Origin of the sequence: Sorangium sp. So ce117 (assembly GCF_051524395.1) — a bacterium.
Lineage (GTDB): Bacteria > Myxococcota_A > Polyangia > Polyangiales > Polyangiaceae > Sorangium > Sorangium cellulosum_B.
On record NZ_CP150309.1, the window covers coordinates 4,013,704 to 4,037,956 of the forward strand.

Genomic DNA, 24,253 nt, shown 5'->3' on the forward strand with positions numbered 1-24,253 from the left:
TCGTCCTCCTCGGGCGCAGTCGTCGCCCGGCGACCGGCAGCCTAGGGCGGGCGGGAAGGGCGCTATAGAACGCCGCTGCGCTCCCTGGAACCGGGCTGCTGCGTTGACCGGCCCCGCGCCGCGGGCGCATGCTGGGGCCGGCTCTCCGATGATCTCCCGCGTCTCCCGCAGCGCCATCCCGTTCGTCCGCGCCGGCACCCGCGAGCCCATCGAGGCGCTCCGGCAGGCCGAGATCCGCGCGTCCAGCCGCTCGCTGCGCTGGACAGGCGTGGTGGCCGAGCTCGGCGTGAACCCGTCCTGGGAGACAGACCACCTCGCCGTCGCCGGCCATTACATCGCCATCAACCTCGCGGACGCGCCGCTGCGCTTCGAGCGAAAGCAAGCGGCGGTTCGGGATCACCCCCGGCGCGCTCGCCCGTACCCGGTGATCGCCGTCCGGCGGCGCGAGGCGCTCGCGGCCCTCAGGGCAGCCGGGTGCTGAGGTTGGCTATTCCGTCCGAAGGGCCGTCGAGGGGAGGGGAGCCGAGCGTCCATTTGCGGACCGGCGTGCCCGGCGGCAGCCCGACGTAGTTGTGGCGATGCCGGGACCCGTTGAGGTGCGCCCGGTTGCCGGTGAAGGCGCTGAGCCCCGCGGGATCCTCGTTCTGGATGCCGTAAAGCGTGTTCCTCGACAGCGTGTTTCCCTCGACCAGCGCGCGCGCGCAGGCCCTCAGCCAGATCCCTTTGCCGTCGTTGTTCGCGGACTGGCAGCCGATGATCCTCGCGTCGCTCTGCCCCTCGAGCAGGAACCCCGCGCCCTTCTGCGGGTCGCCGCGCGACGGACCGGCGTCGACGGGCGGGGCCGGCGGCTGCACGAACAGGGGCGTTCGGTGGACCGTGTTGCCGTCGGCGATGCAGTCGATGAACGCGTTGCCCTCGCCGCCCACGAGGCCCCCCTGCGGATCCGCGAGCGGCGTCGACGCGATGAACCCGGCCGCGAGCCCGTCGTCCTCGGCGGTCCCGCTCGCGTTCCTGTTCCCCACGGCCACGCAGCGCCTCAGCACCACGTGGCGGGTCGAGTGGAGCGCGAAGCCGCCGGCGGGCGCGCTCGCGCTCGCGCCGTGGTTGCCGATCGCGCGGCAGCCCTCGAGCAGCCCGCGGTACACCGCCCTGCCGATGCGAAAGCCGAGCGCGGAGAAGTCCTTGACCGCATCGGCGGACGCGGCCGGGTTCGCGTTGTAGTTCCCGTCCGCCTCGCACTCGACCATCTCCAGGTTGCTCGTCGTCGAGATGTTGAACCCGCACGCGCGGTTCCCGGTGAGCGTGAAGTTCCGGTTCGCCCTGCAGCGCAGGAATTTGTAGTTCTCTCCCCACGCGAAGAAGCCGGCCGGCTCTCCGCCCGACGTGTTGTCGTGCGCCTCGCAGTCCTCCACGAGCACGTTGCGGCAGATGACGAAGTCGGCGCCGACGACGTTGAACTGCACGCCGCTCGGCTGGGCGCTGGTGTTCGCCGTGCGGTTGAACACGCACCCCTTGACCTGCACGTCGTCGCAGAACAGGACGAGCGCGCCCAGCGTCACGACGAAGTCGAGCCGGCTCGAGTTCTCCGAGCACACGCAGTTGATCATCCGGATGCCTTCGGCGAAGGCGACGCCGCCGGCCGCGTCCCGGGCGCCCATCACGAAGATCCCGCCGTTGCGGCGCAGGAAGCCCGTGTCGATCACGCCGTCGCCGCCGCACCGCCGGACCGACAGATCGAGCAGATCCAGCTGGCTGCACGCCCTGGCGGCGATCCCCACCCCCTGGATCCCGAGCACGCTGCCGTTCCTGATGACGAGCCGCGTCCTCCCCTCGGCGAACACGCCCACGTTCCCGGAGACGACCTCGCCCCGGCAAGGCCTCGCGCCCGGGTCGGGGGCGACGACGGGCGCCGGAGGGTCGATCTGCCGCAGCGTCCTGCCGCACAGGTCGAGGGTGACGTCGTCGCTCGCGATCGTGATGGCCCGCGCGCTCGCGTCCTGCGCCACCCAGTCGACGTCTTCCACGAGGGTGTACACGCCGGGCGCCGTGATGACGAAGGGGACGCGGCGCTCCGGGTCCGGTCCGCCGTTGATGTCCTGCGCCGTGATCGGCGTCGCGGGGAGGCGCGCGCCGGCGCCGGGGAGCTCGCTCATGGTCCTCGGGCGGGAGTCTACGCCGTTCAGCCCGCTCCGCGTCGCGCCGGCGAGCGCGCGCCTCACTGGATCGGCACCGCGCGCAGCGACTCGGCGAGCTTCGCGTAGAGCGAGCTCCGCGGGTCGTCGCGCCGGTAGATGAGCCGGAAATGATCGCGCGCGAGGGGCGCGGACGGCAGGAGCCGCTTCAGCTTGCCGCCGCGGAGCTCGGCGGTGACCATGTGGCGCGGCAGCACGGCGACGCCCTCGCCGGCGAGCACCAGCGCCTTGATGGCGGCGCCGAGCCCCACCCAGCGGTGCCGCGCGAACGCGAAACAGCCGGCGCCGCCCGCCTGATCCGCGAGGTACCGGAACAGCGGCATGGTCGGATCGATGTCGAGCAGGCAGTGCCGCGACGCGTGCTCCGGGCGGGCGAACGCCTCGCGCCGGAGCAGCTTGGGGGAGGCCACGAACGCGTAGCGCTCCTCGTGCAGCGTCTCCGCCGCGAGGCTCGTGGCGCTCCAGCGCGCGCTGGTGACGACGCAATCGACGCTGCGGTCGTAGAGGCGCTTCAGCAGGTCGTCGGAGGCGCCGAAGTAGAGGTGGAGCGTCAGCTCGGGGCGCCGCCGCGTCAGCGCGCCGAGCTGGGGGACGATCCACGACATCCCGAGCTCGAACCGCGTGCCGAGCGTCAGCTCGACCGGCTCGGGCGCGGGGCCCATCGCGCTGCGGAGGCAGTCCTCGGCGAGCGCCAGGCACTGGCGGGCGCGCGGCAGCAAGGCGAGCCCGCGCGGCGTCAGCTGCACCCGGCGCGTGGTGCGCTCGAACAGCGGAGCGCCGACCTGCTCCTCGATCTGCCGGATGCGCTGGCCGAACGCGGCGGGGCTGAGCGCGACGGCGCGCGCTGCGGTCCGGAAGTTCAGCGTCCGCGCCGCGGCCTCGAAGCAGGCGAGGTTCTCCAAGGAAGGGAGCAGCATCGCGGGATCGTATCGTTTTGCGCAACAATCCCGGCCATGAAATACGGGATCGCGCCGGCCGCGGCGCGCGGTCCACCTCGCGCCGCGGCCGGCGCGCGTGACCCGGAGGGCTGGGGTCGTCCGGACCCCGGGGCGCTACCGGGGATCCTCGACGGGCGCGGTCTCGAGCGGGACGGTGCCGCCGTTCGCGATCCACTTGAAACCGTCGACGAGCGCGGTCGAGTCGACCCTTTCGTCGCCGGCGTCGAAGATCATGAACCGCAGCTTGAGCTCCTCGCCGCCGGTCACCGGGGCCCGCGTGCGCAGCCAGCCGGTCGCGCCGGCGTTGTTCCAGAGCCCGAAGCCGGTGCCCTCTAGCTCGTCCGTCCCGAGCGGGCACTCCTCGCAGACATCGAAGAAGCTGAGTTTGACGCTGACGGGGTTGCCAAGGCTATCGAACGAGAGGTTGCCGTCGAGCGACCCTGGCGGGGCCGGCGTCGCCAGGGCGACGAACTGGTCGTTGAAGCAGTGTTCTTCTGCGACGAACTCGGGGTATTCGAAGGTGTAGAACTTGAACGCGAACTCGTAGCCTGTCGCGTTCGTCGGCGCGCGGATGACGAGCTCGAGGGCGATGTCGTCGTGGATGTTCGCCGAGGGAGCGCACTCGGGGGGGCCTTGCGGGAAGCCGGGCGGCGCGTCGCCCGGCCCGTAGTTCTCGCAGCTATCCGCGTTGCACGCGCCCGGCCACCCGGCGATCCGGGCGCGACCCGAGGACAGGACGAGCAGGCGGGTCCCGCCCTGCGGGCGCACGTTGGGGCCGAAGGAATCGAGCACGCCCACCGCGGGCGAGGGCTCCGCGGGCGAGCCGTCGCCGCGCACGTACTGCGCGCTCAGCACGCCCCACTTCCTATCGCCGGGCGACGCCTTGGCGCAGAGGTCGATCGCGTGGGCCCCGTGGATGGCGTCGAAGTCGGCAGGAGCGATGTTCCTGTCGCAGCCTGGCGGCGCGTTGTCGATCACGCCATCGCAGTCCTCGTCGGCCGGCTCGGGCACCGCGCCGCTCGGGTCGGGCTCCGTGATCACGACCTCGACGGCGCCTGGGTTGACGTTCGTGTCGCCGTCGTTGCAGTCGCCGTCCTCGATGGTGAACCCGTCGCCGTCGTCGTCGGGCGACGGGCCCTCCTCCGCCGGCGCGCCGCCGCCGAAATCAGCCCAGGAGCCCGTCGACTCCACGCGTCCGCCGGCGCCCGCCTCCGCCGTCGTGGCGCTGGCGCTGGTCGCGCCCCCGCCGCCGCCCTCGCCAGGCGCCTGCTGGTCGCGCGCCGTCGCGGAGCACGCGCCCGAGGCCCAGAGCGCCGCCCCGACGCTCGCGCAGAGACCCAAGTAGACGAAGCGCCCGCCTCTCATGGTGCATCCACCTCGATGGTTGGTCCGGACCGCCGGAGCGCCGCGTCCCCGGCGACCCGCGGCAACATGCGAGCACATCACGGCCTGGGCTCGCTGTCTTCTGTTCGCTGCTGCGGCGGCGCGGGGTCGTCGGGCGGTGCGCCTCGCGCTCGTTCCCCTCGCTCCCCTCGCTCCCCTCGCTTCAGGAGCCGCGCGGCCCACAGCGAGAGCGCGAGCAGCCCGACGGCCAGCGCGCCCCCGATCGGCGCGCGGTGCCGCTCGGTGAACGGAAGGTCGCGCGCGACCGGGGCGGCGCCGAGCTCCGGGTTCGCCGCTGCGGCGCCGAGCCTCGCGGCGGGGGGGCGCTCGCGCACGGTGGGGTCGAGCAGGTCGGCCAGATCGTAGCTCGGGCGCTTGCCGAGCGCGTCGCCGACGTAGAGCCGGTGCGGCCCCGGCCGCGCGGCGCGGAACACGATCTCGCGCGCCCGCACCTCGCCTTGCGCGCCCGAGAGGGAGAGCGGCGCCGAGTCGCCGTCGTGGATCGTGAGCCGGAGGAAGCGCTTCCGGGTCGGGCTCAGCGGGATCCGCGTCGACGCGAGCGAGGGCCCCGACTCGCCGCGCGGACGGATGCGATGGATCATGCCGCTCCCCACGGCCGGCCAGACCGCGCGGTACGTGGTCGAGGCGACGTCGACGCGGCGGCTGAACTCCGGCGTGGCGACGTCGAGGAGGACGGCCTCCAGCGGCGCGCCGTCGGCGCCGGCGTCGAGCGTGACGAGCGTCGTCTTCGCCTCGCTGTCCCGCTGCGTCTCGACGATCGCGAGCGGCAGCAGCGCGGGGGACTCGGTGGGGGCCTGCGGCTCGCACGAGACGGCGCCGCCCGTGATCCGGACGTCCGCGGCCGCGCCGCGCGCCGGGGCGCCCTCGGGGACAAGGCGGATCCGGACCAGGGCGGCGCGCGAGAGGGGATAGCGGACCGACAGGTGCTCGACCGTCTCCGAGCCCTGGGGGACGCGGTACACGTGGGCGCCGCGCGCGACCTCGCTGAGCGCCCTCGGATCCGCGCCGGTCTCGACCCGCGCCTCGCGGAGGAAGCTGCCGCCGGTGACGCTGAGCTCGACGCGGCAGTGGCGCGTGCCGGGCGCGTCGAGCGCCCAGGTCGCGTGCGCCACGCCGGCGGCGTCGACCCCCGGATCGAGCATCGTGGCCGCGATCCGCCCGGAGGCGTGCGCGGCGCCCGGCTCGCGGATCACGTAGGGCACCTCGGCGCCGTCGGGGCCTGCGATGCGGACGTCGGCGAGCAGCTCTTCCGCGCGGCTCTCGCGGTAGAGGTCGAGATCGACGTCGACGCGGTGGTCGCCGGCGGCGTCCACGCCCTCGATGGGCCGGACGAGCGCGTGTTTCTCGGTCGGGAGCGCCGCGCCGGTCTGGGCCTCGGCGGGCCGCGCGAGGCTCATCGCCGCGAGCAGCGCGAGCGGCCCGGCCGCGCCCCGCGATCCGGCGCGCAGGAGCGTCACGAGGCGCCGTCCGAACCGTGCGTAGAGGAACCCTCCGCCGACGAGCAGCGCCCCGACGCCCGTGAAGAGGGCGATCTGGTAGATGCGCTCGACGTGCCAGACGTCCCAGGCAACGAGCTTCGCGATGGTGACGGCGAACAAGGAGAGCCCGGCGTAGCGATGGAAGGCGTCGCGCGCCGCGAACCCCGCGGTGAGCAGCGCGATCGCCGCGAGGGCGAGCACGAGCGTGGTCGCCATCGCGAGGCTGCCTTGCTGGCCCTCGAGGGCGGCGCGGTGCTGCACGGTGAGCTCGGCGAACTCGGCCGCGTCGAGCGGGGCAGGCGGGGCGGCGGGGAGCGCGGTGATCGCGCTCCGCACCTCGAGGACGACGGTCGTGATGAGCAGGGCATACCCTGCGCCCAGCGCCCCCACCGCGGCGCCGCGCAGCTCGGCGCGCGCGGCGTCCGGGGGGCGGGCGAACGCCGCGCGCGACAGCAGCCGCCCCGCGGCGAGCAGGGCGGCGCTCACGCCCGCGAACGCATAGGTCCTCGCGTTGAGCAGGACGGGAACCGCCATGGTCCCGTCGCGGCCGTGCGTCGCGAACCAGGTCGTCACGAGCGCCTCGGCCTCGGCCCGATCGACGATGAGCGCCCGCGCGAGGGCGGCGGCGAAGAGCAGCAGGGTGACGGCGAGCCAGGCGCGCTCGCCGGTGCGCGCCGCGATCGCGGCCGCCACGGCCGCGAGGATGCTCCAGACCACCGTGACCGTCGCGCCGCCGAGCCCGAACGCGACGGCCGCGGCGAACAGGGCGAGCGCCTGTCCGAGGAGCAGGGCGATGCGATCGGCGGGGGGCGCGGCGCCGGCGCGGGTCACGCCGGCGCGGGTCACGCCGGCGCGGAGGAGCGCGGCGCCGAGCGCCAGGTCGAGGGCGCCGGCGCCGGCGGTGAGCAGCGCGCGGAGCGTCGGCGTGTCCTCCGGCGTGGCGCCGAGCGCGGCCGCGACGAACCCGAGCGTCGCCACGCACGCGGCGAGCGCGTCGGACCACGAGAGCGCCGGCGCGCCGGGCTCGCGCGGGCGCCGCGCCGAGGCGCCCGCGGCGCCGAGGAACACCAGCATGACGAGCGCCGATGCGCCGAGGAAGCCTGCGCTCACGGCGTCGACGGCATCGGCGGCCGCCGATGCGCCCGCGTCCGCCGGCGCGCTCGCGAAATGCGCAGCCGCCGCGAGCGCGACTGCCGAGACGATCGCCGCGGCGAGGAGCAGGGCGGGGAGCGCGGCGCGCGCGGCCGTCCACGCCGCGAGGGCGGCCGCGCCCGCGAGCGCGAGCGCGAAGAGCGCCGCGTCGGCCTCGATCAGCAGCATGCCCGCGGCGCAGGCGAAGAGCGCCGCGCCGGCGGAGCACGCGATGGCGGTCTTCCGATCGAGCTGACCCGCGAGCCCGGCGCCGCGGAGCCACCCCGCGAGGTAGACGAGCGTCCAGGCCGCGACGAGCGCGACGAGCGTCGTCCGGTGCGCCGCCGGCGCGTCCGCGAACGTCGCGGCGAAGCCGAGGAAGGCGGCGCCCATCGGCGCCAGCAGCCAGGCACTCTCCACCGGCGCGCGCAGGGCGACCAGCGCCGCGAGCGCGAGCGCGATGGCGGCGGCTGCGAGCGCGCGCGGCGCGTCGAAGAGCAGCGCGGTCGCGCCCGCGTGGGCGAGCACGAGCGCGGCGATGCTTGTCGCCGTGGCGTCCGCGCGCGCCGCGACGCGGAGGACGCCGGTCGCCGCCGCGCCGACCGGCGCGGCGCTTCGATCGGGGCTCGAGGCGGGCGCGCGGCGCAGCCACAGCGCGCGCAGGATGCCCTGCGCCGCGGCGAGCGCGATGAACGCGAGGGGCGCCGCGCGCGCGGCGAGCGGGAAGTAGGGCCCCGGGAGCGCCTGCGCGGGCGAGTCGAGCCAGGGCGCCCCGTCCGGATCTCCGCCGGCCGGGGCGGCGCTGGCGTCGAAGTACGTGGCGTACCAGCCCCAGAACAGCGCCGTATGGCCTGCGATCGCGAGCCACGGCGCGACGCGGAAGCCGAGCCTCGCTGCGACGGCGTGGGCGACGCTCGTCATGAGCAGGAGGTAGCCGAACAGGACGAGCGGCCGGTCCTGCCCCGTCGACAGCACGACGGGGTTGAGGAAGCCGGCGACGAGGCTGAGGACCAGGATGGCCTCGCCGCGGTGGCGGAGGGCGAGGCCGGCGCCGAGCAGGAGGAGCACCGTGTCCGCCGCGAATGCCGCGGGGATCGGGACGAGCTCGTACAGCGCGGCGCTCGCCCACACCGACGCGATCAGGACCGAGAGGCCGAGGCCGATGAGCGTGTGGACGAAGCGACGCTGCGCGCGCCCGCGGAGCACCTCGGCGATCGCGAGGAGCGCGGCGCCGGTCGCGGCGCCGATCGCGACGCGCCCGAACGGCCCGATCCAGGCGTTGTCCGAGGCGTACTTGAAGAAGAAGAGCGCGCCGAGCAAGAAGGTGGTCGCGCCTGCGCGGGTGAGCCAGGTGAGGCCGAGCCGCTCCTCGATGGAGGGTCGCTCCGGGGCCTCGCGGTGCGCGGCCGAGCCGGCGCCGGACGCGCTCGCGTCGAGCGTCGCCGCGGGGCGAAGCGCGCGAGGCATCGGAGGAGCAGCGGGACCCGGGAACGCGACCGCGGAGGGCGCCGCGGCCTCCGCGTCGGCGAACGCCGTGGACGCGGCCGCCGGGGGCGCGGTGGCGGTCGGCTGCGCGATCTCGGGCGGCGCGCCGGCGGTCGCCGCGTCGAGCGCGGGCGGCGCGCCGGCGGTCGCCACGTCGAGCGCGGGCGGTGCACCTGCGCCCTCGGCGTCGAGCGCGGGTTGCGCCGCCGCTGGGGGCGGGAGCGCGCCCTGGGCAATCCGCTCTTGCTCCAGGCCGTGTGTGCTTCGCAGGCTCTCCGTCGCTGCGGTGAGCGTTGCGCGGCCGCGCTGTCCGGAGAGCTCGGCCACCCGGTGCTCCAGCGCGTGGATCCGCAGCAGGAGGTCCTCGTTGCGCCGGTTGGCCCGGACGGCGAACACGAAGGCGACGAGCGGGGCAACCAGGAGATAGGCGACGAGCGCGAGCCCGAAGAAGACGACGATTCCTGCCCCCATACATGCTTCGTAGCATGGGGTGCGCATCGCAGGCGCCGCCCGTCCGCGCGATGATGCCTGTGCTGTTCACGCTGCTCGCGCTGACGGCCCCATCGGAAGGCGAGGACCTTTCGGCGCGCGCTGGGATTCGGGTAAGGTGCATCCGCATGAGGAACACACGCCTGCCTGATCGCCGCGCGCCGGGCGCCTGCTATCTTCCCCGTGTTCCCGGACGGCGGCGTTGCTCGGGGGGGGAGCGCGGCCATTCGGGAACAGTTCTTCTGTCCTCTCGACCTTCTGCGCCGGAGACCTCGCGATGGTGAAGCACCCGACCGTCTCTGCGTGGCAGCGGGATCACGAGGAAGGTGGTTATACGGCCGAGTTGCACGGCTGGACCTTGCGGGTCCGCTGGATACCCGAGCGCCCGGGTGAGGTCCGCGGCTTCGTGTGGGAGGCCGTCGATCCCTCGGGGAACAAGGTCACCTCGCGCGAGATCCACGAGGAGATCGAGGTGGCGATGGCGTACGCCGAGGAGCGCGCGGCCCCCGATCCGAAGAAGCACGAGGGCAAGACCGTCGATTGAGCCGCGCGCCGCGCGGCGGCGCCGGGCTCAGCCCGCCTTGTCTGCGGGCGCCGCCTTGCGGCTCCGCCTGGCGCCGTAGTTCCGGATCACGATCTCCCCCACGCGGCCTCTGGCGTCGCTCTTCGCGTTGATGCTCCGGAGCGCCGCGACGCGGTCGATCTTGAACCGCTTGTAGAGCGGCGGGATCTCCGGAACATCGGAGTTCGAGAGCATTACCTGGACGCCTCGCGCGTCGAGCTCCGCGAAGAGGGCGGCGAGGCGCTCCTGGTCGCGGAAGCCGAAGCCGCCCGCGCTGTAGGACGTGAAGTTCGCGGTCGACGAGACCGGCGAGTACGGCGGGTCCAGGTACACGAAGTCGCCTTCCTGGGCGTGGTCGAGCACGCGCTCGAAGTCGCGGACCTCGAGCTCGACGCCCCGCAGCGCCGCCGAGCAGGCCCGCAGCTGGGGCGGGTTGCAGATGGCCGGCTTGACGTAGCGGCCGAAAGGCACGTTGAAGCGGCCGGAGCTGTTCACCCGGTAGAGCCCGTTGAACCCCGTCTTGTTCAGGAAGATGGTCCGCGCGGCGCGCTCGGGCAGCGACAGCGAGGCGGGATCGACGTCGCGAACCTTGTAGTAGTGCGCCTCCTCGTAGGCGTGGCTGCCCAGCGCGGCGATCACCTCGTCGACCCGATCCCGCACCGCCCGGTAGCAGTCGATGAGCTCGGCGTTGACGTCCGTCAGCGCCGCGCGCTTCGGCTGCAGGCAGAAGAAGAGCGCGGCCCCCCCCATGAAGGGCTCGAAGTAGCGCCCGTAGGACGCGGGGAGGAGCGGCTGGAACTGGCGGAGCAGCTGGCCCTTGCCGCCCGCCCATTTGAGGAACGGGCGTGGCGTCACGGGCGCGTCGTCGTCGGGGTCGGTGACAAGGGCGGTGGTCATCGCGCAATACTGGACGCCAACCTACCAGGGCGCGCGATCGTCCTCAACCGCCGAAGGCCGCCGTGAGCGAGCGCGCTCGTCCGACGCGTCCGACGCGCCTCGCCGGTCCGCCCCCGACGCGCGGGTGCCCGGGGCCATGGGTCTCTCCAGGCTAGGTCTTTCTATGTCCATGCCGCGGCCCCGTCGGGCGGCGACGTGCCTTGAGGTCGACAGCGGATGTTGGCCTGATTCATCAGCAATTCCGATTGCTTGTAAGCATGCATGAGCGTGCGTGTCCCGGCTGGAGCGCTGCCCGGATCATGGCATGTCGCCGCTTGCGCGATCGCCGAGCAGGGATAAGTTGAAGTCTCGACACGCGGGCTGAACAGCCGCTGGTGGAGCGGAGCTCTCCCGCATTCGCGCACCGCCGCGTCAGGCCATCTCGCCGGTGGACCTGCGCGGCGCGGCAGGGGCTCGCTCGGGCGCTGGGCGCGGGCGTCCCGCGCCGGGTGGCGGCTCCTCGAGGGGCCGCCATTCGTGGCAGCCGCCGTTGCTTCTCGACAGGAGGGATGCCGCCATGATGCTTGCCTTCGACCTCGATCGCGACGACGCCCCGCAGCAGCGCGGCCCCGGTCCTGCGGACGGACCGGGTTGTTTCGGTGAAGCCGCGGACTACCGTGCTCAGCGGATCCTGTACGCCGCCCGCGACTGGATCGGCGAGCAGGACGGCATCACCACCGACGGCCGCTCCCTGATCCTGCTGCACGCCCAGCGGACGCCGCCGGAGCGGCGCGAGGCGCTCGTGCGCTGCTTCGAGCGCGTGATCCTGCACGCCCCCCGGCCGGAGCTCGCCGCGCTCTCGGCGTCGCTGCGCCAGGCGGGGCTCTCCGTGGACGAGGACCTCTCGGTGATGGGCGCCCCGGCCGGCGAGGTGCGCGCCGCCGTGCAGGGGCTCAGCCGGTTTCGCACATTCCCGCCGGGCCTGCGCCTGTCCAGGGTGTCGCCGGACGACGACGATGCGTCGATCCGCGCGATCCAGGAGCTTCAGGCCGAGAGCGGCCACGCGCCGCTCCCGGGGTGGTACCTGCGCGGCGGCGAGGGGCGCTCCTTGACGCTCGCGCTGCGCGATGGCGCGGGGGCGCTGATCGGCTGCGCCACCCTGTGCGTCATGACGCGGCCACAGCCTGCCGAGATCGGCGGGCGCGAGGCGCTCGCCCAGCTCGGGCTGCTGGGCGCCCCGCCGCTCTGGATCTCCGACGTGGGCGAGGCGCCCTCGTGGACGGCCATGCCGATCTGCACCTCGCTGCGCGAGGACCACCGCGGGCGGGGGCTCGGGGCCCCCCTGCAGGCGGCGGCGCTCCGGGAAGGGCACGATCGCTTCGGGATCCGGTGGTTCTACGCGCTCGTCAGGGCCGGCGACGAGATCGCCAAGCGCATGAACGCGCGTTGCGGGCTCGCCCCGCACCGTGCCGAGGGGTTCCTCGTCGCGTCGGCGGTGCCCCCCGAGAAGCCCCGGCGGCCGGCGGACGGGCGCCGCGGCTCAGGCTGACAGCACGGGCGCGAGGAGAAAGCGCCGCCGTCCTAGCCGAGGAGCCATGGGGCCGGCGCCTCGCCCGCGAGGCGCCGGCGGATCGTGTCGAGCGCGCGCTCGAAGTAGCCGTCGCGCGCGACAACGAACTCATCGAGCCGCACGTCGCGCGGCTCGACCTTCACGGCGCCCGCGGCGTCCGGCGGCCGCCGCACGAGGCCGCTCGCGCGGGGCACCTCGCCTCGGACGAGGCGCAGCGCCGCGCCGAGCGGGAGCGACAGCAGCGCGGTCACCTCGCGCGGATCGGGACGCAGCTCCTCGAGCGCGCGGCGGGTCGTCGCGAGCAGCACGTCCTGCAGCTCGCGATCGACGATGCCCGGCGCGTGATCGTCCTGGCTGCGGCGCGTGCCGAGCCGGACAACGTCGCGCGGCGAGAGCGGCAGGCCGATCTCCTCCTCCGCCTCGCGCAGCGCCCCCTCGAGATCCTCTCCGGCGCGGTAGTGCCCCGACACGGCGACCTCGAGCGCGCCGGGCCAGGTGTCCTTCTCGGGGCTGCGCTGCTGGAAGAGCACCCAGGGCTCCGCGGCGCTCCGGCCGCTGTCCGGCTCCAGGCCATCGGGCCCCCGCTCGAGGAGCACCCACACGTGAACGCTCCGGTGCCAGTCGCCGTCGCGGTGAACGAGCCTGCGCGCCTTGCGCACGCCGAGCGGCCGGCCGTTGTCATCGAGGAGGTCGAAGAGCTCCTCTTCGTCCTGCGCCGCCATGCGCCACAGGGTAGCGCAACGTGAACGGAGCAGGACGTCTTCGCTGATCTGCGTGCTCGCTCGTCCGATGACGCTGTGCTCCGTGCCGTGCCCGACGCACGACATCAGACGGAAGCAGCAGGAAACGAGGCGAGAGGGGTGAAGTGGCGATCCCAGCGGGAATCGAACCCGCGTTACCGGCGTGAGAGGCCGATGTCCTAACCGCTAGACGATGGGACCTTGTTCTGTGGAGAAGACCGACAGCAGAGCTGAGCGGTCTGGCTGGGGGACAAGGATTCGAACCTTGATAGCAAGAGCCAGAATCTTGCGTCCTGCCGTTAGACGATCCCCCAAGGGGTCAGCGCCGTGTTCATCAGCGCCACGGGCCGCGGAATCTACTCGGGCTGCCTGGATTGTCAAGCGATCGAAATCGGACCCGCCGAAGAAAAATGCTCACCGCCAAAAATCGCCCAATTCTCGCGTGTTTCGAGCGACTCGGGCATCGAGCAAGCCCTTCCCCCTGCTCGGCTCGTCGCTCAACCCGCTCCGCCCTCGTTGTATGCCGTCCGTTGTCGTCGCGCTGATGTCATCGCGCTCTCGCCACGATCCGTTCATGCTGTCTTCGTACTGTCGGTGGCTCGTCCCTGGGGAGGCTCCGCGATGTCGCAACCGCGCCCTCGCCGTCGCTTCTCCAGACATCTCGGCTTCGCCGCCCTGGACTTTCGGCCCCGGAAAAGTCGCGGCTCCCTGCTGCGTGCCCTTGACGCGCCGGGTGACTGATTTACTTTCGGCCGCGGTTTAGCCACCGGCCTAGGAGAGTGCCAAGACACTGCGATGTCGGGCACTTAGCTCTCGTCGCGCGGGCGCATCGCCCCAGCGGGGGGGCGAACGGGACCTCCGGCGAGCCGATGGTCAGTCAACAAGCCGAGGACGAGGGAGCCAGCATGAAAATCAGGCCGCTGCAGGATCGGATTGTCGTCAAGCGCGTCGAGAGCGAGACGAAGACCAAGGGGGGCATCATCATCCCCGACGCCGCGAAGGAGAAGCCGATCGAGGGGCGCGTCGTCGCGGTGGGGAACGGCAAGGTCCTGAAGGACGGCAAGGTTCGCCCGCTCGATGTGAAGGTCGGGGACAAGGTGCTGTTCGGCAAGTACAGCGGCACCGAGGTGAAGCTCGACGGCGAGGAGCACGTGCTCATCCGCGAGGACGACGTGCTCGCCGTGACCGAGTCCGCCTCGTGAACCAGGTCTGAGGCAACCGAACGCAAGCGTTAGTACACGCGGCCGCGCGGCCGCGAGGGGATTGAGAGATGGCTGCGAAGCAGATCGTTTTTAGCCGCGGCGCCCGCGCCGCGATCCTCAAGGGCGTGAACACGCTCGCCGATGCGGTCAAGGTGACCCTCGGGCCGAAGGGGCGGAACGTCGTCATCGAGAAGAGCTGGGGCTCCCCGGTGGTGACGAAGGACGGCGTCACGGTCGCCAAGGAGGTCGAGCTCGCCGGCAAGCTCGAGAACATGGGCGCCCAGATGGTGCGCGAGGTCGCCTCGAAGACCAGCGACAAGGCCGGCGACGGCACGACGACGGCGACGGTGCTGGCGCAGGCGCTCTTCGGCGAGGGCCTCAAGCTCGTCGAGGCCGGCCACAACCCGATGGATCTGAAGCGCGGCATCGACGCGGCGGTCGCGAAGGTCATCGAGGCGGTGCAGAAGGCCGCCAAGCCGACCAAGGACAAGGACCAGATCGCCCAGGTCGCCACGGTCAGCGCCAACGGCGACAAGGAGATCGGCCAGATCCTCGCCGACGCCATGGAGAAGGTCGGCAAGGAGGGCGTGATCACGGTCGAGGAGAACAAGCGCATGACGACGGAGCTCGAGACCGTCGACGGCATGCAGTTCGACCGCGGCTACCTCTCGCCCTACTTCGTGACCGACCCCGAGAAGATGACCGCGGTGCTCACGAACCCGCTCATCCTCGTGCACGAGAAGAAGATCTCGGCCATGGCCGACCTCCTGCCGCTGCTCGAGCAGGTGGTGAAGCAGGGGCGCGAGCTGCTCATCCTCTCCGAGGACATCGAGGGTGAGGCGCTCGCCACGCTCGTCGTGAACAAGCTGCGCGGCACGATCAAGGTCGCCGCCGTGAAGGCGCCCGGCTTCGGCGATCGCCGCAAGGACATGCTGAAGGACATCGCGATCCTCACGGGCGCGACGCCGTTCATGGAGGACCTCGGCCAGAAGCTCGAGAGCGCCACGGTGCGCGACCTCGGGACGGCCAAGCGGGTCGAGATCGACAAGGACAACACCGTCATCGTCGACGGCCAGGGCGACAAGACCGCCATCAAGGGCCGCATCGAGGCCATCCGCAAGCAGATCGCGGACACGACGAGCGACTACGATCGCGAGAAGCTCCAGGAGCGGCTCGCGAAGCTCGCCGGCGGCGTCGCGGTGGTGAAGGTCGGCGCGGCGACCGAGGTCGAGATGAAGGAGAAGAAGGCGCGCGTCGAGGACGCGCTGCACGCGACCCGCGCGGCCGTCGAAGAAGGCATCGTGGTCGGCGGCGGCGTGGCCCTCTTCCGGGCGGCCGCCTCGCTGGAGTCGCTCAAGTTCAACGACGAGCGCGACGTCGGCGTGCGGCTCGTCCGCCGCGCCGTCGAGGCGCCGCTCCGCCAGATCGCCCAGAACGCGGGGGTCGACGGGACGGTGGTCGCGGAGAAGGTCCGGACGGGCGCGCCGACGTTCGGCTACAACGCCGCGACCGACTCGTACGAGGACCTGCTCGCCGGCGGCGTCATCGATCCGGCCAAGGTCGTGCGGCACGCGCTCTCCAACGCGGCCAGCGTCGCCGCGCTGATGCTCACGACCGAGGCCCTCGTCGCCGAGAAGCCCAAGAAGGAGAAGGCCGCGGGCGGCGGGGCTCCCGGCGGCATGGGGGGTATGGGCGGCATGGGGGGTATGGGCGGCATGGGCGGCATGGGCGGCATGGGCGACTTCGACATGGGTTGATCGCCTGTCCGCGCCGCTCTCGGGCTGCCGCCGCCTCCGCGCGGCGCCGGCCCGCCGGGCGCGCTGCCCCGACGAAGCGGGCCGAGGGGCCCTCCAAAGCATGCTGGCTTGGGGGGCCCCTCGCGTTTTGTGTTTTGTGAGCGCCAGCGCTCTTGCCCGGGTTTTTGACCCGCGGTCACGTGGGGCGCTAGACTCCCGGGCAATGTCGGAGTCGTCGTTCGCCCGCTATGGCCGCGAGTACGTGCCGGGCGACGTGCTCTTTCGTGAGGGTGACTCCGGCGACGTCATGTTCGTCATCCAGTCGGGCGCCGTGCGGATCACGAAGTCGGTCGTCGGCGAGGACAAGGTGCTCGCGGTGCTCGGGCCCGGCGAGTTCGTCGGCGAGATGGCGATCTTGAACGGCAAGCCCCGGAACGCGACGGCCACCGTGAGCGAGCCGTCCCGCTGCCTCGTGATCGACGCGCGGAAGCTGGAGGTCATGCTGCAGCGCGACGTCGAGATAGCGCTCCGTCTCCTCAAGAAGCTGGCGAAGCGGCTCGACGCGGCGAACTCGCTCGTCGAGATCCTCATGCACCGTGACCCGAAGGCGCGCGTGATGCTCGCGCTCGCGCGCCACGCCGAGGCCTTCGGGGAGGAGACGCCTGAAGGCATACGCGTCCGCTCCTCTCCCGAGGACATCGCGCGCGAGGTCGACGTCGAGCAAGAGACGGTGGACGAGGTGATGAAGCGGCTCCGCCGGCTGAAGCTCCTCTCGTACGGGCCGCCTGGACCCGCGGCGATCATGGTGACCGACATGCGCAGGTTCAGGGATTTCATCGAGTTCCTGGACATGCCGCAGAAGTTCGGCGGAGAGAGCTGAACCAGTGGAGCTGCGTGTCATCGGCTGCCACGGCGGGGAGACCCCCAGGCATCGCACGTGCGCGTTCGTCGTGGACGACATCCTCGCGATCGACGCCGGCTCGCTGACCAGCGGGCTCGAGGTGAAGGACCAGGCGCGGATCGAGGCGTGCCTGGTGAGCCACGCGCACCTCGATCACATCCGCGACCTGGCCACGATCGCGGACAACCGCTGCCAGCTCGGGTGCCCGCCGCTCGTGATCGCGGGCACGCGCGAGACGCTGCGGACGCTCAAGAAGCACTTCTTCAACAACGTGCTCTGGCCCGATTTCGCGGTGATCCCGAGCGCCGGGCAGCCGACCATCCAGTACCTCGAGCTCAAGCCGGAGCGCCCCACGCCGGTCGCCGGTCGCCTCGTGCGCGCGGTCCACGTGACGCACACGATCGACGCGTCGGCGTTCGTGATCGAAGGGGACGGCGGCGCGATCGCGTACAGCGGCGACACCGGGCCCACGGAGCGGCTGTGGGAGGTGCTGAACCAGCAGCAGGACCTCCGCGCGCTGCTGATGGAGGTCAGCTTCCCCAACCGGGAGCAGCGCCTCGCCACCGTGAGCGGCCACCACACGCCGCAGACGCTCGCCCACGAGCTCCAGAAGTTCCGCGCGCCGAGGGATCTGCCGACGATGCTCTACCACATCAAGCCGGTCTTCCAGGCCGAGGTGGAGCGGGAGTGCGCCGCGCTGAAGGGGCTGAACCTGGAGGTCCTTCAGCTCATGGATCACTTCGTCCTGTAGCCGACGCATCGCCGACGCATCGGGGCGGGGCGTCGTGCGCGCGCGGGGGATGGCGGCGCTCCGCTCGACGCGATCGTGGCGCCGAGCTGCCCTGTCCGAGGGGGGATCGCTCGCTGGTCCGGGCGAGATCTCACCGCGCAGGAGGTGAGGCCTGGGCCTGCGCGGCGGCGGTGTCGGGAGCTCGCGCGCGACGCGGCCGCAGGCGCGGCGGGCTAGCGGCTTTCCTGGGTGGGCTCGTCGTTGAAGGGGCGCTTGCCGTCGGGCACCTCTTCGACGCGGGCGAGGACGACCGTGATGTTGTCGGTGCCGCCGAAGTAGTTCGCCCGATCGATGAGCGCCGTGCACGCAGCGTCCAGCGAGCCGCTGGACATCACGAGCTCGAGGATCTGATCGTCGCTCACCAGCCCGGACAGGCCGTCCGAGCAGAGGAGGTACACGTCACCGTGCCGCGTCTCGTCCGTCACGAGATCGACGAGGACGTCCTCGCGGATGCCGAGCGCGCGCGTGATGACGTTGGCCGGCAGCTGCCTGACCTCCTCCTCGGTCATCCACGGCGCCATGTGCGCCGCGTCGCTGACGAGCGAGTGATCGCGGGTGAGCTGCGTGATCTGGCTGTCGCGCAGGCGATAGCAGCGGCTATCCCCGACGTGACCCACCGTCACGTGCTCGGCGTCCTTGGAGAACATCGCCGCCACGATCGTCGTGCCCATGCCGAAGTCGGCGAGCGTCTTGAGCGAGCGATCGAAGATGCGCCGGTTCGCCAGCCTGAGGCCGGTGACGACGTAGTTCTCCTCCTCGGTCAGGTTCGGATCGGCAGGGAAGGGCCAGGTGGCGTCCCTCCCCACCGTCACGGACAAGAAGTCCGAGAGGGTGCTCACGGCAAGCTGGCTCGCGACGTCGCCCGAGCGGTGTCCGCCCATTCCATCCGCCACGGCCACGACACGGTACTCCTCGCTGACGAGGAGGTTGTCCTCATTGTGGTCCCGGAGGAGCCCGGTATCCGTCATCCCGGCAAACCGGGTCCGCAACATGGGCAGAGAGTAGACGCGGAGCAGGGGGGCAGCGCAAGTTCAAGGCGAGGGCAAAGCTGAAATCCTGGGCCGGATCTCCCACAGCGGCCTCGCCATGGCCGCTGGAAGCGGCCGGCGGCAGGGGTAAAGGACCGTTCCGGAGGCGCCCGCTCGCCGGACGCACTTTGCTCTTGAAAGATGAGAGAGGACGTGGGGTTCCCCGCCGCGCGGCGCGCGCCGAGGCGACGGGCGCTCGAGCTCAGAGCCAGCTCTCGCCGATCGCGATCCCCGCCGAGGCCGCGATCGCCTCGGCGGCGCGCACGCCGCAGGCCTGCGCCTCCTCGAAGAGCGCCATCCCCGGCTGATCGACGTGGGCCCAGGCGACGCGCTCGGACAGCGCGCAGCGCGGCTCGAACGGCCGAGGGCCGAGGAAGCCGGGGCGCGGGCGCGGCATCGCGTGCCCCCAGATCATGACGTCCATCCGCTCGACGTCGTCGCGCAGGTGCGGGTGCGCCGGCGCGAGATCGCGCAGCACGCCGTCGGCGAGCGACGCCCACGGCGCGCGGAGCAGCGCCGCGCGCGCGGCGGCGACGTCCGGCCCGCCGAAGGCGCGGTAGTACGTCAGCACGGTGCGCTGCACCGGCGTCGCGAGGCGCGACCGCTGCGTCGTCGCCGCCGCGAGATCGGTGAGCTGGTGGCGCGCGTCGACGTAGCCGAGCCCCTCCGCGCCGTAGAGGACGGAATCCCACGCGTGGTTGGGATCGATGGGCCGCTCGACGTGCAGGTTCGCCACGAGCCACGCCGACGCGACCCGCTCCGGCAGCTCGCCCGCCGCGCTCCCCGCGAAGATCCGGCGCACGACGAACGCCGGCGCCGCGAGGATCGCCGCGCGGGCCTCGACGCGGCGCGCCTCGCCGCGCTGCACGTCGACGTAGTCGATCTCGACGCGGCCGCTCGGCTGCGGGCGCACCGACGTGACGAGCGCGCCGAGCGACACGCGCGGCGCCGCGCGCTCGAGCAGCGCCTTCACGAGCCGGCCGTTGCCCTCGGGCCAGACGAGGTAGCGGCTGCCCGCGAGCTCGGGCGCGCGCGCCTTGCGCCCCGCGAAGTAATGCAGCCCCGCCCAGGCCGAGATCTCCTCGGGCTCGCCGCCGAAGTCATCGAGCATCGCGTAGCGCACGTACCAGCGCACGAACGGTGTGCGGTACCCCTCGCGATCGAGCCACGCCGCCATGCTCATCCGGTCGAGCCGGAGGAGCTCGGGGTCGCGCGAGGAGCGATCGAGCGGGATCTGGAACGCCGGGCGCCCGTCGCTGCCGGTGAGCTCCGTGAGCTCCTCCTCGAGCGCGTGGAACCTCTCGAGCTCGTCCAGCGCCTCGCTCGAGAGCGCGTCGACCGGCGCGAGGCCGCTGTGCCACGCGCCCTCGTAGAACAGCCGCTCGCCCGGCGCGTGGCACAGCCGCCTCGGATCGAACACGGGGCGCCCCGCCGCGTCCCACCCCGTGACGACGCCCATCTGATCGAGCAGCCGCAGCGTCGCGCGCGCCTCGACGTTCGGCGCGGCGAGGTAGTGCGCGCCCCACGGGTGCGGCACGACGCCGTCGTCGCCCCACGCGCTCGTGCCGCCCGGCCTCGGCTCGAGCTCGAGGACCCGCAGATCGAGCCCGGCGCCGGCGAGCCGCCACGCGGCCGACAACCCGCTCACCCCGCCGCCGACGATCACGACGTCCGCGCGCTCGGCGGGGCCGCTCGCCGCGGGCAGCGGGCCGCCGCGGAGCAGGTGGCCCGCGCCGTGGGCCGCGCCGACGATCTCGCCGGCGAGCGGCGCGCGCCCCGGCGCGGCCGTGTGCACGACCCAGCCCGCGGCCACGGAGCTCAGGAAGCCGCGGCGGTTCACCCGATCACCGGGTCCACTCGGCCCACTCGCGCGTGTACACGGAGACGAGCTTCTGGTCGTTCAGCCGGTTGATCGGCGCCTCGACGCGGCCGAGATCGCGGGGGAACCGGAAGAGCTCCGGCAGGCCGCTCGAGTCGAGGTAGCGGAGCCTCGACGGATCGATCCGGAGGGCGCCGGGCGCGGCGAGCCCCTCGCCGCCCGCCAGGATGAAGCCCCACTCGCCGAAGCTCGGCACGTAGACGTGCAGCGGCGCGGTCTTGAAGCCGGCCGCCTCGAGCGTCGTCACGACGCTCCAGAACGACTCGCGCGCGTAGTGGGGCGACGTCGCCTGGACGACGGCGAGCCCGCGCACGGAGAGCCGCTGCCGGAGCAGGTGATAGAAGGCGTCCGTGTACAGCTTGCCGACGGCGTAGTTGCCCGGATCGGGGAAGTCGACGATCGCGAGATCGAACGACTCGGTCGACTCCTCAAGGTACTTGAACGCGTCCTCGTTGCGGACGGCGACGCGCGGGTCGTGCAGCGAGCCCTGGTTCAGGTCCGCGGCGAGCGGCAGATCGCGGAAGGCGCCGGTGACCGCGCCGTCGAGGTCGACGAGCAGGATCTGCTCGACCGACGGGTAACGGAGCAGCTCGCGCGCGGCGAGCCCGTCGCCGCCGCCGAGGATCAGCGCGCGCCGCGGCTCGCGCCCCAGCGCGGCGACGGCCGGGTGCACGAGCACCTCGTGGTACCGGTGCTCGTCGTCCGACGAGAACTGGAGGTTGCCGTTGAGGAAGAGGCGCGTCGTTCGCGGGCTCCTCGTGATGACGAGGCGCTGGTACGGCGACTGCGCGGCGTAGACGATGGGCGCCCCGAAATAGAGCGCCTCCGAGCGCTCGACGAACCGCGAGACGAGCGCGAAGGCGACCCCGAGCCCGGCGATCACGATCAGGCAGAGCGCCCGCAGCCGGACGATGACGGCGCGATCGAGCGGGAACAGGAACGTGCTCGTGAGCGCGACGACCGCGTTGAGCATGCCGAAGAACAGGCTCGTCTGGTGGATCCCGAGGCGGGGCAGGAGGAGCGAGGGGAAGAGCAGGCTCGCGGCCAGCGCGCCGATGTAGTCGAGCGTGAGCACGCGCGCGACGAGCCGCTTCAGATCCAGCGAGAAGTTGAGCAGCCGGATGAGCAGCGGGATCTCGAGCCCCACGAGCATCCCGATGAGCAGCACGAGCGAGTAGAGCAGCGCGCGGAACGACCCGAGCGCGGTGTAGACCCTGAAGAGCATCGGCGCGGAGAGCCCCCCGACGAGCGCGAGGCCGAGCTCGATCTCGACGAAGCGCTCGAGGAGCCGGCTCTCGATGTACTGGGAGAGGTACGAGCCGATCCCCATCGCGAACAGGTAAAGGCCGATGACGAAGCTGAACTGCGTCACCGAGTCGCCGAGGACGTAGCTCGCGAGCGTGCCGGTGATGAGCTCGTAGACGAGCCCCGACGTGGCGATGACGAACACGCTCGCGAGGAGCGCCGGGTGCACGAGCCGGGGCAGCGGCTGCGCCGCAGGGAAGGGCGCCGGAGCGTCCCCGGGAGGGGCGCCCCGAGCGCCCGCAGGGCTCTCCTCGACGGCCGGCATCGGCGCGGTCCTAGCACCGCTCGCGCTGGACCACAGCCTGTTCGGGCTCGCCGGCGCACCTGAAACGCTTCCTCTTTCGTCGTCGAGGCTTCTAGTATGGTGCTCGCGTGAGCACGCCCTTCGACCGAGCAGCCGCGTGCCCCTCCTGCGGCGCGCCGATCACGTTTCGCTTCGCAGGCGCGATGGCGCAGGTGTGCAAGCACTGCAAATTCGTCGTCGCGCGCACCGATCGGGACCTCCGCGCCGTCGGGCGCGTCGCCGACCTGGTCGAGATTCCCACGCCCCTCCAGCTCGGCGTCACCGGGCGCTGGGGCAACGAGCCGTTCGTGGTCGACGGCCGCGTCCAGCTCGATCGGGCCAGCGCGCCGGGCGCGCCCTGGCAGGAGATCTTCATCGCGTTCCCGGCCAGCGGCCGCTGGACGTGGGTCGCGTTCGCCCAGGGGCGCTGGTACGCCACCACCGAGGCGCCGCTCCCGATGAACGGGCTGCCGCCGTGGAGTTCCCTCCAGCCGGGCGGCCGTGTCCACCTCGAGGGGCACGGCATGTTCACCGTCGTCGAGGTCGGCCGCCGGCGCGTGATCTCGGCCGAAGGAGAGATGCCCTACGTCGCCGCGCCGGGCGTGGTGACGGGCTTCGCCGACATCGCGGGGCCGAGGGGCGAGTTCGGGACGCTCGACTACGGCGACGGGCGGACGATCCCGCCCAAGCTCTACCTGGGCCGGCAGATCGACCCGGCCATCATGCAGCTCGACACCGGGGCCCCTGTGGACCAGCCCACGGCGCAGGTGTCCGCCGTCGTGTGCCCGAGCTGCGGCGGCAACCTGCCGCTCGCCGCGCCCGGCACCACGGAGCGCATCGTCTGCCGGTACTGCGGTACTGCGAGCGATCTCACGAAGGGCACGCTCGTCGCGCTCGGACAGGTCCCCAGGCCGCCCATGGAGCCGTACGTCCCGCTCGGCGCCGAGGGCCAGCTCCGCGGCATGCGCGTGCTCTGCATCGGCTTCGTCATCCGGGGCTGCACCGTGGAGGGCGAGCGTTACCGCTGGCGCGAGTACCTGCTCTACGGCGGACCGAGCGTTGGCTACCTGTGGCTGATGGAAGAGGACGGGGCGTGGCAGTTCGTGACGCCTCTCTCGCCCGGCGAGGTCCAGCCGATGGGCTCGACGGCGAGCTATCAAGGGCGGACGTATGCGCTCAAGCAGAGCGTCCACGCCGAGGTGGAATACGTCATCGGCGAGTTCTACTGGAAGGTCGAGATCGGCGAGGCCGTGCAGGCCACGGAGTACCAGGGCGAGGGCGGCAAGGTCAGCATCGAGCAGGCCCCGACCGAGGTGAGCGTGTCGTTCTGCTCACCGCTTCCAGGGAAGGAGATCGCCGCCGCCTTCCACCTGCCACCCCCGCCGAGCCCCTCGTTCGGCGACGGGACGAGCGGCGGAGCCGGCCGGATCGTCGTCATCGTCGTCGTCGTCATCGTCGTCCTCCTCATTCTCATCGCGCTCAGCGACTGCGGTGGGGGCGGCGGCGGCGTCCTCTTCATTCCGAGCGGGGGCGGCAGCCCGAGCTTCGGCGGCGGGAAGTGATCCAGCTCTACTGCTCGATTCGGCTACGCATGAAATGAACGACATGTGCCGGTGCGTCTTTTGCGATCCCGGCTGGTGTCGAGTCGGGCACGTGCAGCACTGGACATGTCTATGTCCACCTCCGTGGAAAGGCGACATCGCGTCGAGCGGAGCGGTCGGATTCGGGCAGATGATGGTCGGTTTCGGGTATCGCCCCGCTCCGGCCGCCGCCGGCGATCGAGTAATTTCAATGGGTTACACGCTGGCTTACGGCGGCCCGTGACGTGCAATGTGCCGTCTGACGCCGGTGGTGGACCGGCGGCGGAGGCCCATGCAAACGGTGAATTCGATCGACCCGCACGCACAGCTGCGTGCGCTCTACATCTCCCTGCTCCGAAACCAGGAGCACTTCGACGAGTTCAAGCAGCTGCTCGCCCTCTACGTCGTCGCGCCCGAGGCAGATGAGGAGCCGGTGGACGCGGCCAGGATCCGCGCGCAGCTCAACGGCCGCATCCGCTCCTGGATCGGCGGCTTCTTCGATGGGCTGAGCGCCTCCCAGGTGCTCCAGTGGCGCGCGATCGTGGTCGAGGAGCGCTTCAACGTGTGCCTGTCGCCCTGGAAGGAGTCGAACGTCTATTGATGCCGCGGCGCAGGCGACAGGCGGGGTTGCACCGCCATCGGCGTACGTCTCACCGGCGCGGCTCTGCCCCGGTGCCATCTACC

The 24,253-nt window shown here is 72.3% G+C and carries 18 protein-coding genes and 2 tRNA genes; 9 read left to right on the forward strand and 11 right to left on the reverse strand.

Annotated features, from left to right (window positions below):
- Nucleotides 1–148 precede the first annotated feature (148 nt).
- Entirely contained in the window at nucleotides 149–481 is a 333-nt protein-coding gene (locus WMF46_RS15035; protein WP_437986242.1) for a hypothetical protein, read from the forward strand.
- Here the strand turns inward: WMF46_RS15035 and WMF46_RS15040 are convergent.
- From WMF46_RS15040 to WMF46_RS15055, 4 genes are all read right to left on the reverse strand, one after another.
- Complete coding sequence (locus WMF46_RS15040) at nucleotides 462–2,153, reverse strand: right-handed parallel beta-helix repeat-containing protein (RefSeq protein WP_437986243.1); 1,692 nt, start codon at nucleotides 2,151–2,153, stop codon at nucleotides 462–464. The two genes, WMF46_RS15035 and WMF46_RS15040, sit on opposite strands and share 20 nt — an antisense overlap.
- A gap of 62 nt (nucleotides 2,154–2,215) precedes the next feature.
- Complete coding sequence (locus WMF46_RS15045; RefSeq protein WP_437986244.1) at nucleotides 2,216–3,109, reverse strand: LysR family transcriptional regulator; 894 nt, start codon at nucleotides 3,107–3,109, stop codon at nucleotides 2,216–2,218.
- Nucleotides 3,110–3,244: 135 nt separating this feature from the next.
- A complete protein-coding gene (locus WMF46_RS15050; RefSeq protein WP_437986245.1) occupies nucleotides 3,245–4,495 on the reverse strand; it encodes a hypothetical protein in 1,251 nt (416 codons plus the stop codon).
- Between the two features lie 77 nt (nucleotides 4,496–4,572).
- Entirely contained in the window at nucleotides 4,573–9,099 is a 4,527-nt protein-coding gene (locus tag WMF46_RS15055) for a DUF2339 domain-containing protein (protein WP_437986246.1), read from the reverse strand.
- 295 nt (nucleotides 9,100–9,394) lie between these two features.
- On the opposite strand from WMF46_RS15055, the gene WMF46_RS15060 reads away from it, so the two are divergent.
- Nucleotides 9,395–9,661 carry a hypothetical protein gene (locus WMF46_RS15060; RefSeq protein ID WP_437768353.1) on the forward strand — a complete coding sequence of 89 codons (267 nt, stop codon included), beginning with the start codon at nucleotides 9,395–9,397 and terminating at the stop codon, nucleotides 9,659–9,661.
- Nucleotides 9,662–9,688: 27 nt separating this feature from the next.
- Here the strand turns inward: WMF46_RS15060 and WMF46_RS15065 are convergent, their stop codons facing one another.
- On the reverse strand, nucleotides 9,689–10,576 hold the full coding sequence (locus tag WMF46_RS15065; RefSeq protein ID WP_437986247.1) for a DNA adenine methylase: 888 nt from the start codon (nucleotides 10,574–10,576) through the stop codon (nucleotides 9,689–9,691).
- A gap of 556 nt (nucleotides 10,577–11,132) precedes the next feature.
- Here WMF46_RS15065 and WMF46_RS15070 point away from each other — a divergent pair.
- Complete coding sequence (locus WMF46_RS15070) at nucleotides 11,133–12,104, forward strand: hypothetical protein (RefSeq protein ID WP_437986248.1); 972 nt, start codon at nucleotides 11,133–11,135, stop codon at nucleotides 12,102–12,104.
- A 32-nt stretch (nucleotides 12,105–12,136) separates the two neighbouring features.
- On the opposite strand, the gene WMF46_RS15075 is transcribed toward WMF46_RS15070, so the two are convergent.
- From WMF46_RS15075 to WMF46_RS15085, 3 genes are all read right to left on the reverse strand, one after another.
- Nucleotides 12,137–12,847, reverse strand: coding sequence for an NUDIX hydrolase (locus tag WMF46_RS15075; RefSeq protein ID WP_437986249.1), 711 nt, complete (start codon nucleotides 12,845–12,847; stop codon nucleotides 12,137–12,139).
- Between the two features lie 144 nt (nucleotides 12,848–12,991).
- Nucleotides 12,992–13,066: transfer RNA gene (locus tag WMF46_RS15080), tRNA-Glu, on the reverse strand.
- A 39-nt stretch (nucleotides 13,067–13,105) separates the two neighbouring features.
- A tRNA-Gln gene (locus WMF46_RS15085) sits at nucleotides 13,106–13,179 on the reverse strand.
- Between the two features lie 591 nt (nucleotides 13,180–13,770).
- On the opposite strand from WMF46_RS15085, the gene groES reads away from it, so the two are divergent.
- The 4 genes from groES (at nucleotide 13,771) to WMF46_RS15105 (ending at nucleotide 17,455) form a co-directional block, all read left to right on the forward strand.
- Nucleotides 13,771–14,067: a co-chaperone GroES gene (groES, locus tag WMF46_RS15090; RefSeq protein ID WP_012235412.1), complete on the forward strand. Its 297-nt coding sequence runs from the start codon at nucleotides 13,771–13,773 to the stop codon at nucleotides 14,065–14,067.
- 68 nt (nucleotides 14,068–14,135) lie between these two features.
- Nucleotides 14,136–15,824, forward strand: coding sequence for a chaperonin GroEL (gene groL / locus WMF46_RS15095; RefSeq protein ID WP_437986250.1), 1,689 nt, complete (start codon nucleotides 14,136–14,138; stop codon nucleotides 15,822–15,824).
- Nucleotides 15,825–16,026: 202 nt separating this feature from the next.
- Nucleotides 16,027–16,683, forward strand: coding sequence for a Crp/Fnr family transcriptional regulator (locus tag WMF46_RS15100; RefSeq protein WP_437552639.1), 657 nt, complete (start codon nucleotides 16,027–16,029; stop codon nucleotides 16,681–16,683).
- Between the two features lie 4 nt (nucleotides 16,684–16,687).
- Complete coding sequence (locus WMF46_RS15105) at nucleotides 16,688–17,455, forward strand: MBL fold metallo-hydrolase (protein ID WP_437986251.1); 768 nt, start codon at nucleotides 16,688–16,690, stop codon at nucleotides 17,453–17,455.
- Nucleotides 17,456–17,667: 212 nt separating this feature from the next.
- Here WMF46_RS15105 and WMF46_RS15110 read toward each other — a convergent pair whose 3' ends face one another.
- The 3 genes from WMF46_RS15110 to WMF46_RS15120 all read right to left on the reverse strand — a co-directional run bounded on the left by WMF46_RS15110 (nucleotide 17,668) and on the right by WMF46_RS15120 (nucleotide 21,971).
- The gene (locus WMF46_RS15110; protein WP_437552642.1) at nucleotides 17,668–18,486 is read right to left on the reverse strand and encodes a PP2C family protein-serine/threonine phosphatase; all 819 of its coding nucleotides are present in this window, start codon (nucleotides 18,484–18,486) and stop codon (nucleotides 17,668–17,670) included.
- 238 nt (nucleotides 18,487–18,724) lie between these two features.
- Nucleotides 18,725–20,362, reverse strand: a complete 1,638-nt coding sequence (locus WMF46_RS15115) for an FAD-dependent oxidoreductase (protein WP_437986252.1) — start codon at nucleotides 20,360–20,362, stop codon at nucleotides 18,725–18,727.
- A 4-nt stretch (nucleotides 20,363–20,366) separates the two neighbouring features.
- A complete protein-coding gene (locus WMF46_RS15120; RefSeq protein WP_437986253.1) occupies nucleotides 20,367–21,971 on the reverse strand; it encodes a polyamine aminopropyltransferase in 1,605 nt (534 codons plus the stop codon).
- A 107-nt stretch (nucleotides 21,972–22,078) separates the two neighbouring features.
- Between WMF46_RS15120 and WMF46_RS15125 the strand changes: the two genes are divergently transcribed.
- On the forward strand, nucleotides 22,079–23,551 hold the full coding sequence (locus tag WMF46_RS15125; protein ID WP_437986254.1) for a DUF4178 domain-containing protein: 1,473 nt from the start codon (nucleotides 22,079–22,081) through the stop codon (nucleotides 23,549–23,551).
- Nucleotides 23,552–23,861: 310 nt separating this feature from the next.
- Complete coding sequence (locus tag WMF46_RS15130) at nucleotides 23,862–24,170, forward strand: hypothetical protein (RefSeq protein ID WP_157906673.1); 309 nt, start codon at nucleotides 23,862–23,864, stop codon at nucleotides 24,168–24,170.
- Nucleotides 24,171–24,253 lie beyond the last annotated feature (83 nt).

Excerpts from the sequence above, each read along its gene's own strand:
- WMF46_RS15035 (WP_437986242.1), top strand. The coding sequence starts at position 149 with ATGATCTCCCGCGTCTCCCGCAGCGCCATCCCGTTCGTCCGCGCCGGC.
- WMF46_RS15040 (WP_437986243.1), bottom strand. The coding sequence starts at position 2,153 with ATGAGCGAGCTCCCCGGCGCCGGCGCGCGCCTCCCCGCGACGCCGATC.
- WMF46_RS15045 (WP_437986244.1), bottom strand. The coding sequence starts at position 3,109 with ATGCTGCTCCCTTCCTTGGAGAACCTCGCCTGCTTCGAGGCCGCGGCG.
- WMF46_RS15050 (WP_437986245.1), bottom strand. The coding sequence starts at position 4,495 with ATGAGAGGCGGGCGCTTCGTCTACTTGGGTCTCTGCGCGAGCGTCGGG.
- WMF46_RS15055 (WP_437986246.1), bottom strand. The coding sequence starts at position 9,099 with ATGGGGGCAGGAATCGTCGTCTTCTTCGGGCTCGCGCTCGTCGCCTAT.
- WMF46_RS15060 (WP_437768353.1), top strand. The coding sequence starts at position 9,395 with ATGGTGAAGCACCCGACCGTCTCTGCGTGGCAGCGGGATCACGAGGAA.
- WMF46_RS15065 (WP_437986247.1), bottom strand. The coding sequence starts at position 10,576 with ATGACCACCGCCCTTGTCACCGACCCCGACGACGACGCGCCCGTGACG.
- WMF46_RS15070 (WP_437986248.1), top strand. The coding sequence starts at position 11,133 with ATGATGCTTGCCTTCGACCTCGATCGCGACGACGCCCCGCAGCAGCGC.
- WMF46_RS15075 (WP_437986249.1), bottom strand. The coding sequence starts at position 12,847 with ATGGCGGCGCAGGACGAAGAGGAGCTCTTCGACCTCCTCGATGACAAC.
- groES (WP_012235412.1), top strand. The coding sequence starts at position 13,771 with ATGAAAATCAGGCCGCTGCAGGATCGGATTGTCGTCAAGCGCGTCGAG.
- groL (WP_437986250.1), top strand. The coding sequence starts at position 14,136 with ATGGCTGCGAAGCAGATCGTTTTTAGCCGCGGCGCCCGCGCCGCGATC.
- WMF46_RS15100 (WP_437552639.1), top strand. The coding sequence starts at position 16,027 with ATGTCGGAGTCGTCGTTCGCCCGCTATGGCCGCGAGTACGTGCCGGGC.
- WMF46_RS15110 (WP_437552642.1), bottom strand. The coding sequence starts at position 18,486 with ATGTTGCGGACCCGGTTTGCCGGGATGACGGATACCGGGCTCCTCCGG.
- WMF46_RS15120 (WP_437986253.1), bottom strand. The coding sequence starts at position 21,971 with ATGCCGGCCGTCGAGGAGAGCCCTGCGGGCGCTCGGGGCGCCCCTCCC.
- WMF46_RS15130 (WP_157906673.1), top strand. The coding sequence starts at position 23,862 with ATGCAAACGGTGAATTCGATCGACCCGCACGCACAGCTGCGTGCGCTC.